Source organism: Enterococcus sp. FDAARGOS_375 (assembly GCF_002393265.1).
In the GTDB taxonomy this organism is placed as follows: Bacteria; Bacillota; Bacilli; order Lactobacillales; family Enterococcaceae; genus Enterococcus_D; species Enterococcus_D innesii.
The window spans coordinates 685,548-697,801 of sequence record NZ_CP023515.1 but is presented as its reverse complement, the minus strand read 5'-3'; the positions used below and the strand labels follow the sequence as shown (position 1 = coordinate 697,801).

Here is a 12,254-nt window from a genome sequence, read left to right as displayed (position 1 = left end):
TATCTATGGAACTATCGATTAGTGAAAAGAAAAAGGCGAAAAAAGTACCCAAACGTGAAAACCTGACGTTTAGTATCCTCAATTATACCTTTTTCTTTCTGATTACGTTGATTTGCGCGTATCCTTTTTATTACTTGATCATTAATTCAATCAGTAATAATGAGTTGAGTGCGTTAGGACAAATTCGCTTTTTTCCACAAGAGATCCATTTTGAAAACTACAGTCAAGTGTTACAACTAAAAGGGTTGCCATTAGCCGCAACCGTTTCGGTGGCTAGAACGGTGATCGGAACAGCAGCAACCGTCTTAGCTTCAGCCTTCTTAGGCTTTATGTTTACCCAAGAAAAAATGTGGAAACGAAAATTTTGGTATCGCTTTGTCGTGATTACAATGTATTTCAATGCAGGGCTGATTCCATTATTCATCACCATGAAGACATTAGGTTTAACGAATAATTTTTGGGTCTATATTTTGCCGGCTGTCGTTCAGCCTTTTAACATCATCTTAGTGAAAACCTATATTGAGTCAATCCCCAAATCGTTGCAAGAAGCAGCTGAAATGGATGGAGCTGGCATCATTCAAGTATTTTTTCGGGTAATTTTACCCAACTGTACGCCGATTTTAGCAACAGTCGCAATCTTCTCGGCAGTTGGTCAATGGAATTCTTTCCAAGATACATTGATTTACATTACGGATCAAAGTCTCTACTCCTTGCAATACCTTCTTTATACGTATATCAATCAAGCCAATTCGTTGGCACAAATGGTCAAAAACACATCGGGATCACTTTCCAGCATCGCTTCAGCAGCAACAACGCAGACGCCGACGTCGATTCGCATGACCGTTTCAGTCATTGTTGTTTTACCAATCATGTTCATTTATCCGCTATTCCAGAAATATTTTGTCAAAGGAATTATGTTGGGTGCGGTGAAAGGTTAATAAAAAGAAAGAGGGAAGAAAATGAAAAAAATGTCGAAATATGTAACAACAGGTTTGTTAGGCATGACATTGCTAGGTAGTTTAGCCGGCTGTGGAGGAGCGGCTGAATCTGACACAGACGCTGCTTCTAGCGAAAGTGGTTACGATGAGACGATCACGATCGATGTCTATAATGGGTTAGCCAACTATATGGGGATGCAAGAAGGTTGGTTTGCCAAAATCGTGCGAGATAAATTCAATATGGAATTGAACATCATCGCACCAAACGTTGCTGGAAACGGAGACACTCTTTATCAAACGAGGACGGCAGCAGGTGATTTGGGCGATTTGATCATTGTTGATAATGGCCAACAATACAACGAATTGGTTGAAGCTGGTTTGTTGACCGATGCGAGCGAGTATTATGAAACTATGGAAAATGTTCAGCGCTTCGATGCGGCTGTTCAAAATCTAAACAAAGATGCCGATGGGCTGTATGGCTTTCCAACTTCTGTTTCTACCTTAAAAGCCACCGATCCTTCAGAAGGATTAGATCCTACATTTGGTGCTTATGTGCGCTGGGATCTTTATGGGGAGCAAGGATATCCAGAAATCGGGACACTTGAAGACCTACTTCCTGTGATTCAAAAAATGCAAGAAGACAATCCAACAACAGATTCTGGGAAAAAAGTTTATGGGTTTTCTCTATTCAGCGATTGGGACGGCAACATGATGAATGCAGGCAAACAGCTGGTCACCTATTATGGGTACGATGAATTAGGATTTGTCTTGGCAAAAGCGGATGGTTCTGATTATCAAAGCATTCTCGATAGTGATTCTGAATATATTCGCGCACTTAAGTTTTATTTCCAAGCCAATCAAATGGGCTTAGTGGATCCAGAATCAACGACGCAAAATTACGATACACTTTTTGCCAAATTCCAAGAAGGACAAGTCTTATTCTCATGGTGGCCTTGGTTAGGTCAAGCGGCTTTTAATACGACTACGAACTTGAATGAAGGAAAAGGCTTTATGTTGGCACCGATTCAAGACCAAAAAATCTTCTCTTATGGTGCGGAAGTTTACGGTGGCAAACAATTTATCGGGATCGGTTCAAATGCCGAAGACCCAGAGCGAATCGCAGCCTTTATTGACTGGCTCTACTCTTCAGAAGGCGTGTTAGCAAATTCTTCTCAAACAAGCGGTAGTAGTGGCCCTGAAGGCTTAACTTGGGAAATGAAAGATGGCGAGCCTGTCTTAACTGAGTTCGGAAAACAAGCGTTGCTAGATGGCGATGGGGATGTGCCAGAAGAATATGGTGGCGGAAGTTACAAAGATGGTGTATCCGCACTAAACGTCAATACGGTATTACCGATCGATATCAATCCTGATACCGGCTTCCCATATGCTTACACAATGTGGGAAAGCTATCAAAATGAAACAACCGATCCTGTAAAAGAAGATTGGTCAAAAAATATGGGTGGTGCAGAATCGACCATTGGCTATTTAGAGGAGAACGACCAATTGTTAGTTGCCCCTGGTGCCAGCTATGTAGCGCCAGAAGATAGTTCAGAGATCTCTACGTTGCGGAATCAAGCCAAAGCGACGATCATCGAGTACTCTTGGCGAATGGTTTTTGCCAAAGATGAAGCAGAATTTGACCAATTGCTAAAAGAAATGCAAGAAACAGCAGACGGCTTAGGCTATCAAACAGTGCTAGAATTTGACATGAATAATGCGAAAGATCAAAACGAAAAACGGGTAGAAGTAGCGAAAGAATTTGGAGACTAATCAAAACAAAGAATCATAAAAATGGTTGGTCAATGGTTCCTTGACAAAAGTGAGTAAACAGCGTTTGGTTAAGCAATCACTTAAGAAGATTGATCCAGCACCAGCGGATCAGTCTTCTTTCTTTAAGGAGGAAAACAATGATAGTGGATAAAAAAGATCGTCTGCTTTTTATGGGGGATTCGATCACAGATAGTAATCGAAATTATCAAGCGATACCTGCGGGATGGTCGTCATGGGGGGACGGCTATGTTCATCTGATCAACGCCTATACCACAGCATTACTCCCACAAATGGAATTAATGATCGTTAACCGAGGCATCAGTGGAGATACAGTCGTCGATTTGAAGAAGCGTTGGAATGATGATGTATTGGCATTTCAACCAGATTGGGTAACGATCATGATTGGTGTAAATGATGTGTGGCGGCATTTTGATGGCACATTTGCTCAAACGGAACTGGTGGGGATTGAAAGATTTGAATCAGAGTTGCGTGATTTGATCGCTCAGACATTACCGAGTGTCAAGGGAATGATTCTCTTGACCCCATTTATGGTTGAAGCCAACAAAGAAGATCCACTAAGAAAAATGCTTACCAACTACCAACACGTGCTTGCTAAAGTAGCGCAAGAGTATGGTATCCTTTTAGGAGATACGCAGGAAAAGTTTGATGATTTTTTGCTTTATCAGTCATCCTATGTCTTAAGCAGTGATCGTGTGCATCCGTCGACTGCAGGACATGTGTTGATTGCAAAAACATGGCTGGAAACAGTCGGTATTTTGGAGGAAAAACCATGATCACAGTAGAAACGATCCGCCAAGTCGCGCATCAAGGCCCCTTTTTCCCAAATTGGCAGTCATTGGGCGCTTTTGTTCTACCGGAATGGTTCCCCAAAGCAAAATTTGGGGTCTTCATTCATTGGGGATTGTACAGTGTTCCTGCATTTAACAACGAGTGGTACTCCAGAAATATGTACATCAAAGGCCATCCGGAATACGATCACCATATTGAAACCTATGGCCCACAAAAAAACTTTGGCTACAAAGACTTTATTCCCATGTTTACCGCAGAAAAATTTGATGCAAATGAATGGATTCGCTTGATCAAACAAGCCGGTGCCAATTATCTTTTTCCCGTTGCAGAACATCACGATGGGTTTCAGATGTATAAAAGCGAGCTGTCTGAATGGAATGCAACAGTTATGGGACCGAAAAAAGATATTCTTGGGAAATTAAAAGAAGCAGCTGAGGAACAAGACCTGCATTTTTGTACCTCATCTCATCGCGCCGAACATTGGTTTTTTATGGGACACGGTAAGGAATTCGACAGCGACATCAAGGAACCGTTAGAAAAAGGCGACTTTTATTGGCCTGCTATGCCAGAACCTGATAATCAAGATTTGTATAGCGAGCCATATCCCTCAAAAGAGTTTTTAGATGATTGGCTGTTGCGAACTTGTGAACTCGTCGACAACTATCAACCAGAGCTGCTGTATTTTGATTGGTGGATCCAACACGAAGCCTTCAAGGAGCACTTGCAACTTTTCGCTGCTTACTATTACAATCGTGGGGCTGAATGGGGCAAAAAAGTTGGTATCTGTTACAAACATGATGCCATGATGTTTGGTAGTGGTATTGTGGAGATCGAACGGGGAAAATTTGCCGAACCACAACCTTTTTACTGGCAAACAGATACAGCAATCGCTCGTAATTCATGGTGCTATACCACAACGTTGGATTACAAAACAACGCGTGAGATTTTACAGGATTTGATCGAAGTCGTCAGTAAAAACGGCAATCTCCTTTTGAATATCGGGCCGAAAGGGGATGGTTCGATCCCAGAAAAAGATCAAACGATCTTAAAAGAAATCGGTGCGTGGTTGGATGTAAACGGTGAAGCCATTTATGAAGCGAAACCATGGCGCAAAGCTGGGGAAGGACCCACGACCGTTGTCTCAGGCCAATTTCAAGAGGCACAGGCGACGACATACACGAGCCAGGATTTCCGCTTTACGGTTCAGGGGGATTCGTTGTATGCTATTGGCATGGCAAGTCCTGAGAATGGACACGCAAGGATTCAAGCACTGGCCCAGTCTAAAGATCAAAATTTGCCAGAATTTCACGGCATCATCCAAAACGTGACGATTCTAGGACACGAAGAACAGCCTATTGATTGGCAAGTGACCGATGAAGGCTTGCAACTAACTTTTGAACCAATTGAAACCGACCAACCAATTGTCTATAAAATTACAATGAAATGAGGCGCAATCCGTGATACATGAAAAAAGAACCGCACTTTTACCAGAAAGCCAAGCCAGTTTAACCACGTATGTCATGGAAAATTCTCCTGAAATGGAACCAGATCGTGTTCGACCAGCGGTCATCGTCTGTCCTGGCGGCGGCTATGAAATGTTGTCTGATCGCGAAGCGGAACCCATCGCCATCAAAATGATGAGCTTTGGTTTCCAAGCCTTTGTGTTGCATTATAGTATCAAACCGGCTGTCTATCCGTTAGCCTTAAAGGAATTGGCGGCTGCCGTTCGTCTTGTGCGCACCAATCATGAGGTCTGGCACGTCGATCCTGAAAAAATCATTGTTGCCGGTTTTTCAGCTGGTGGTCACTTAGCTGCTAATCTGGGTGTGTCTTGGCAGCAACCTTTTCTAGCAGAGGCTTTACAAGGAGCCAATGAAGAATGGCGACCTAACGGGTTACTGTTGAGTTATCCGGTCTTATCTAGTGGTGAACTTGGGCACCAAGATTCCTTCCGTTCATTATTAGCAGATCGTTACGAAACAGAAAAAGCCGCCTTGTCTTTGGAGACTTTAGTCAATGAACAGACACCACCAACGTTTCTTTGGCATACGTTAGAAGATGGATTAGTCTTGGCGGAAAACAGCCTCCTTTTTGCCGAACAGCTGCGCAAATTTAATATACCTTATGAGCTACACATTTTCCCTCGGGGCGGTCACGGGTTAAGTTTAGGAACGCCAGAAACCGCCAACAGCGATCAACACGGGATCGAAGCGTCGGTTGTCCGTTGGCCAGAATTATTTGCTGATTGGGTAAAATGGAATTTTTGAGAAACGTTTAATGATCGAAAGAAATAAGCCATTGTCTGTTGAGTTCAGACAATGGCTTTTCTTTTGTTGCTATCAGATAGTTTATTCAGCTGAAAAGACAACCGTTCCTCGATAAAAACTTTTGCTGACGAAGCCTTTGCGGGCAACGAATTCTGCCGTACAAGCAGCTGGTGTCAGTAAGAAATCAGCCGAATCACCAACCTTAGGCCATTGCTGCGCACCGTTTTTATCTAATGGCACTTTGCCATCAGTAACCAGACCTAGGGCTTGCGTCAAGTCTTCCTGACTTTTGACGGCAAAAATCTCTAAATAGCGCGCCAGCTTTTCTTGTAAAGAACCGTCGCCAAGAGAAGACCAAGAATCATAGACATTGTCGCAACCGATATGAACAGCCACGCCATAGCTTTGCAATTCCTTCAGCGGCGGGATCGTTCCTGGGCTGATGGGAATACTTGAAATGATATGGATCTCTAAGTCTGCTAAGGCTTGAAAGATTTCTTTGCGTTCTGCTCCCTCAAAGTCATTTAGACCAAAGGCGTGACTGATCGCCACTTTTCCTTGCATATTGAATTCCTTTGTCAAACGAATCATTTCTTTAACGGTCGCTCTGCCAGCTTCTTGCCGATCATGAAGATGGAGGTCAATCCCGACATGTCCTTTTTGAGCAAGTTCAAAAGTTGTTCGTAAGGAAGTTTTATAATCTTGATCGAGTGTATAAGGATCAACACCGCCAATATAAGAAGCTTTGCCCGTTGCTAAGGCTTCTTCAATCAAAGAAGCTGCATTTGAGCGCAATAAGCCATGTTGTGGGAATAAGACCAACTCCGAGCCAAAAGGTTGTTCGGCGACTAATTCGGTAATCGCATCAAAATAGCGCAGCTGAGTCATTGGTTCAATATCGATATGTGAGCGGAACATCACCGCACCGTGAGGTAGTTCTAAATCAATCAGCGCTTGTCCGCGTTCTTTGATCGATAACGGCAAGGCATCTAATTGGGGAATCTCAGTTTCAAATCGTTCCACCAAGCTAGCTGCCGGCGTTACTGGACGCCAAGGAGTACCTAATTTACTTTTGTCCAAATGACAATGTTTTTCGATCAATCCTGGCAACAATAACTGATTTCCCCCATCAATGATCGTCGCTTCGCTTGATGCCTGCCATTCGGTCAACGGCACGATCTCCGCTATTTTTCCATCATTGATCCCGATTGCTGTATTTTCTGTTTTGGTTCCATAAGACCAATCGCCTTCTTTTAAATAACTCGTCTCAAGTTGTAAATTTGTAAGCCATAAATCCAAGAAATCGCCTTCTTTCGTGTTTGCTTCATGGTATCATACATTCGCTGCTCGGCTCTAAAGAGATGCTTGTGGCAAAAGGACTAAGAGCTGAGCCTTGCAATCATTGGCTAGAAGTGTAGGATAGAAACTAAGTGAAGATAACGAGGAATAAACCAAAAGACTTGGAGGATAAAGGATGAAGAAAAACGACTTTCTATTGACAGCTGATGAGCTGTCCCATCAGAAAATGGAGTATCTAGAAACATTGTTCGCTGTAGGAAATGGGCAAATCGGCGTCCGTGCAGGGCATCCTTTGAAGGTCAATCAACTGTATCCAGGAAATCCTGGGGCGTTTGTCAACGGCTTTTTTGACAGCGAGCCGATTCAGTATGGCGAATGGGCTTATGGGTATGCAAAAGAACATCAAACGATTTGCAAATTGCCAAACTTGCGTGGAGTTATTTTGAAAATCGGCGAGGAGGATTCTTCGGTTGAGGAATGGCAAGTCGAACGAACGCAAATGAGTCTTGAATTAGCTGACGGGATTCTGACGGAAAGTTATCGGATCACTACTCCGACCGGAAAGTCTTTTGTGTTGGGGTTAACTTCGTTTGCATCAATGACGCGTAGTGAACTCTATGTTTGCCGCTATGAAGTGATAACAGCCGATTTTTCAGAACCGATCGAACTATCCCACACATTAAATCAGCAATTCTCTGTCAATAAAACAGATGATCCTCGAGTTGCCAGTAAGAATCATCAATTGGAAAAAGAACAAATGGGCGCATATCAAGTATGGACAGCACCAAATAGTTAAAAGCAAATCGCTATTCGGCTGCATCAAGAAAAGCAGTATTTGACAGTTGGAGAACCGTCAACTTCGATTTTTCAGGTCAAATTGCTGCAAATTATTGGTGAGACACCATTTGAGCAGAGAGTCGACGAGTTTTCTGTCTTATTAAAAGAACAAGCGGATTACTATCAATCTTTCTGGCAAGCCAGCGATATTCAAATCGTGGGGGATGACTATTTGCAAAAAGGGATCCGTTTCAATTTGTTTCATTTGAACCAAGGTGCAGGGCGTGATGGGAAAACGAATTTTGCCGCAAAAGGGCTGACGGGTGAAGGATATGAAGGCCATTATTTTTGGGATACAGAAATGTATCTGCTGCCGTTCTTCATTTATACGAACCCCGAGATAGCCAAAAGCTTGCTTTCCTATCGTGCAAGTATTTTGCCGCAAGCCAAAAAACGAGCACAAGAATTGAATCAAGCAGGGGCCTTGTTTGCTTGGCGCACGATTGACGGTAATGAAACGAGTGCCTATTATCCAGCAGGTACAGCACAGCTGCATATCAATGCCGATATCGTGTATGGCTTTCAATTATATGAACGTATCACGGGTGATCAAACCTTTATTGAAGAAATTGGTCAAGAAGTCGTTTTTGAAACAGCGAAATTCTGGTTTCATTATGGTACGTTTGCTATAAAAGAAGGACAAGAGCGATTTTGTATTCATGGAGTGACAGGACCAGACGAATACAGCGCTTTGGTAAACAACAATTTTTATACAAACAAAATGGTACAAAATAACTTACGCTATGCGGTCGAACTGGCAAAACGCTACAATGTCTATCAAGAAATGATTGCTGATTGGGAAAAAGCGGCTGACTTGATGTACTTCGGCTATGACGAAGAGCGGCAGTTAACGAAACAAGATGATTCGTTCTTAGATCAAGCGCTGTGGCCATTTGAGGAAACACCATCTGAGAATTATCCGCTTCTGCTTCATTATCATCCAATGATTATTTATAAGTATCAAGTATGCAAGCAAGCAGATACGGTTTTAGCAGAGATGCTGTTTACCCATGAATTTTCAGCAGATCAATTAACAAGAGACTATGACTATTACGAGCAGGTGACGACCCATGACTCCTCGTTGTCTCGTTCCATCTTTAGTGTGATGGCTAGCCGAATCGGCGACACTGAAAAAGCGTATCGCTACTTCATGGATACTGCACTGATGGATCTCAACGATTTGCAAAAGAATGTTGTAGATGGTGTTCATGCAGCCAATATGGGTGGCAGCTGGTTGAGTTTGATTTATGGTTTTGCTGGTCTGACCTATGATCGCGGACTTCATCTGGCGAATCATTTGCCGCAGAAAATCGAATCATTGACGTTTACGATCACTTATCAGCAAGAAGCAATCAAAGTGAAGCTTCAAGGAGGAGAAATCGAATGCTGGCTGCTGCCTGACAGCAAGCTGCACATTGTCAAAGAGAAGCATGGACTTTGGATCCAGTAATACACCTTGACTATCGCTGTTTAGTTATAAGAAGCTTGTTCCATTAAATAGAACCAGTCCCGTCGCAAGGATTTTCGCTTGCGGCGTTTTTTTTTTTGACTTATTTCATAAAACTTCTTGTAGAAATTTCCCTTAATGAAAGGGAAGATATACCTATGGAGGTTGTTTGGGTTTGACTCTAAACTAGTAATCGAGGGAGAGAGAGATGGAAAAATTAAGCCTATTGTTGTTAAGAACACTTTCGGAGCATGACGGTTTTATGACGAGTAAAGCGGCTGCTACCGAGTTGGGTGTTAGCAGGAAAACCGTTCGCCGTTATGCAGAAGAAATTAACCAGCATCAAGAACGATACGGTTGTATGATTCAAGCGAAAAAAGGGAGTGGGTTGTATTTACAAATAACGAACGAAGAAGCTTTTCAGCGAAGGAAAGAACAAGCGTCCCACAATGACGACTTTGTTTCTAGAATTATTGAATTCTTTATTCAAGAAGAAACGTATATTAAGTCCGAAATGCTTTGCGAACGCTTATTCATTTCTCAAAGCAAGCTATCTCAAGAATTGAAAAAGCTGCGACGGATACTAAGCCATTACCAGCTCTCCATTCAAACGAAGCCGTATTACGGAATGAAACTTAGCGGTAGCGAATTTGACTTGAGACGGTTTATGGCTAGTAATTATTTGCAAAGAACCCATATCAAGCAGTTAGAAGAGGGCACAATCAGCGAAGATACACCGTCGCTTCTTCACCAGCAGATAAAAGCGATCGTTTCGTCGGAGTTTTCGCAAAAAGCCTACCCCATGTCGGAGGCTATTTTGAACAATCTGGTGAATCATTTAGCAATCGCTGTCTTACGCATGCAAAGCGGCCGCTACTTAGATCGAAACCTACCGATCAGCGGCAGAACCAATGATGAACAGACATTACTAGGAGAGCGAATCATCGCCAGAATTGAAAAAGAGTGTGCTGTACATTTTACCGAATACGAGCGAAATTATGTTTTAGGGCAAATCGTTGGCAAACGAGTAGTCCCTAGAAATGAAAAGATGACTGTTTCAGATGAAGCAGCAGAATTGGTCAGCAAAATTTTAAAAGCGATCAAGGAAAGCCGCCAAATCGATTTCAGTAAAGACTTGGATCTGCATACGATGTTGATGTTGCACTTTGCTCCGCTGATCGATCGGATCGAATTGGGGATCGAGCTGAAAAATCCTTTGTTGAATGAGGTGAAGGTACACTGTAATGTCGCTTATGATTTAGCCATCATTGCCGGTCAAGTCATTGCAAAGCAATTTGAAAAGACCATCAGTGATCATGAACTCAGCTATTTGGCGATGCACTTTGATGTGGCTTTAAATAAGAAAGATTCGCAAACACAGCGCAAATATATTTTAGTGGTCAATGACCTCGGCCGAGCGACCAATACCTTCCTTAAAGAGAAATTTGAGTTTTATTTTCGCAATTATATCAAGAAAGTCACGGTATGCAATCAATATGAATTTTTGCAAATGATCGAAGAGCAGGAGTTCGATTTTATCTTTTCTTCGATTCCACTTCCTTACGAAGGAACGATTCCTGTTATGAATGTTGATTATTTTATGCAACCGGATATGATCAAAAAGATCGAAGCCGCATTGGCCGCTGTCTTCACAGAAGAAGTGCTTTTGAACTACTTTAAGGAATCGTTATTCATCTGTGAACAAGAATTTGAAACAAAAGAAGCGGTGTTGCATTTTTTATGCCAACAAATCAAAGAACAGTATTCAATGCCTGAGAATTTTGAAACGTTGGTTTTTGAACGAGAAGCCTTTTTTGGAACCGATTTCTTACCGTCAGTCGCTTTCCCTCATCCCAATGCGCTGATTGGTGCAGAAACGGTGATTGCCGTTGCAAACTTGAAAAAGCCAGTGTTCTGGTACAAACAGACGGTTCGTCTCGTTTTCTTATTAGTGATTGCTGAACAAGATCACTTAAAAGTGAAACCGCTGAATGATCATTTGATCAAACAATGTTCTTCGTTGGATAAAGTAAACAAGCTAGCTGCGACAACGGACTTTATGACGTTCATTAATTATTTAAAGGAGTAGTATATGACAAATGAAAAAGTAACCTTAGAAGGTGCGTATAATTTTCGCGATTTTGGCGGCTATCGGACCAAAGAGGGCAAATACGTAGTGACTGGAAAACTATACCGCTCAGACGAATTGAGCAAATTGACAGAAGCCGATCAGAAAAAATTAGCAGCTCTGGGAATTGAGAAAATTATTGACTACCGCAATGCCCAAGAAAGAGCAGACAATGAAGACAAACCTATTGGGAATGCTCAGATCCTTTATTTGACGCCAATTGCTGATATTGCTGCTTTAGCTTCTTCAGAAGAAGGGGAGCCAATGGCGCTTTCTTCAGAAAAAATCACCGCCGAAGTTGCAAAAGAATTGATGATTCGGCAAAATTATGAATTTGTTGAAAACAGTCAATGCAAGACCGTTTTTAAAGAAGTATTGGACATTCATTTGGAAGCTGAAGGTGCAGTGGTTCAGCACTGCCGTGGTGGCAAAGACCGCACCGGGTATGGGGTTGCCCTGATTCAGTTACTGTTGGGTGTCAGTTATGAAGAGGTCATGGAAGATTACCTGCTGACCAACGAGTACAAAAGTGAGAAAAATACCAAGAGTCTCAAGCTGATACAAGAAGAAACGAACAACCCCGATTTTGTGGCAGCAATGCGATACTTCAAAGAAGCTGATCGGTGTTTTTTACAAACCGCTTTGGATTTGATTGAGGCTCATGGGGGGATTGAAACGTATGTAAAAGAAGAACTGGGTTTTTCACAGCAGAAAATCCAGCTGCTTAAAGATAAATACTTGCGGGATTAAGTGAAGGA

General features: G+C 42.3%; 8 protein-coding genes and 1 pseudogene. 8 read left to right on the top strand and 1 reads right to left on the bottom strand.

Annotated elements, in window-relative coordinates; translation table 11 throughout:
• The first annotated feature begins 5 nt into the window (after window positions 1–5).
• From CO692_RS04275 to CO692_RS04255, 5 genes are all read left to right on the top strand, one after another.
• Window positions 6–938 carry a carbohydrate ABC transporter permease gene (locus tag CO692_RS04275; RefSeq protein ID WP_005234069.1) on the top strand — a complete coding sequence of 311 codons (933 nt, stop codon included), beginning with the start codon at window positions 6–8 and terminating at the stop codon, window positions 936–938.
• A 21-nt stretch (window positions 939–959) separates the two neighbouring features.
• A complete protein-coding gene (locus CO692_RS04270) occupies window positions 960–2,708 on the top strand; it encodes an ABC transporter substrate-binding protein (protein WP_096741639.1) in 1,749 nt (582 codons plus the stop codon).
• Window positions 2,709–2,845: 137 nt separating this feature from the next.
• Window positions 2,846–3,502 (top strand): SGNH/GDSL hydrolase family protein, encoded by a 657-nt coding sequence (locus CO692_RS04265; RefSeq protein ID WP_096741638.1) that lies wholly within the window; start codon window positions 2,846–2,848, stop codon window positions 3,500–3,502.
• The gene (locus CO692_RS04260) at window positions 3,499–4,965 is read left to right on the top strand and encodes an alpha-L-fucosidase (protein WP_096741637.1); all 1,467 of its coding nucleotides are present in this window, start codon (window positions 3,499–3,501) and stop codon (window positions 4,963–4,965) included. Before CO692_RS04265 ends, CO692_RS04260 begins: the two co-directional genes overlap by 4 nt.
• Before the next feature lie 10 nt (window positions 4,966–4,975).
• Window positions 4,976–5,785: an alpha/beta hydrolase gene (locus CO692_RS04255; RefSeq protein ID WP_096741636.1), complete on the top strand. Its 810-nt coding sequence runs from the start codon at window positions 4,976–4,978 to the stop codon at window positions 5,783–5,785.
• Between the two features lie 81 nt (window positions 5,786–5,866).
• Here CO692_RS04255 and CO692_RS04250 read toward each other — a convergent pair whose 3' ends face one another.
• A complete protein-coding gene (locus CO692_RS04250) occupies window positions 5,867–7,084 on the bottom strand; it encodes an amidohydrolase family protein (RefSeq protein ID WP_096741635.1) in 1,218 nt (405 codons plus the stop codon).
• 175 nt (window positions 7,085–7,259) lie between these two features.
• Between CO692_RS04250 and CO692_RS04245 the strand changes: the two are divergent.
• From CO692_RS04245 to CO692_RS04235, 3 genes and pseudogenes are all read left to right on the top strand, one after another.
• Window positions 7,260–9,371, top strand: a pseudogene (locus CO692_RS04245) (glycoside hydrolase family 65 protein).
• A gap of 205 nt (window positions 9,372–9,576) precedes the next feature.
• Complete coding sequence (locus CO692_RS04240; protein ID WP_096741634.1) at window positions 9,577–11,457, top strand: BglG family transcription antiterminator; 1,881 nt, start codon at window positions 9,577–9,579, stop codon at window positions 11,455–11,457.
• Between the two features lie 3 nt (window positions 11,458–11,460).
• Window positions 11,461–12,246, top strand: coding sequence for a tyrosine-protein phosphatase (locus CO692_RS04235; RefSeq protein ID WP_096741633.1), 786 nt, complete (start codon window positions 11,461–11,463; stop codon window positions 12,244–12,246).
• Window positions 12,247–12,254: the final 8 nt, after the last annotated feature.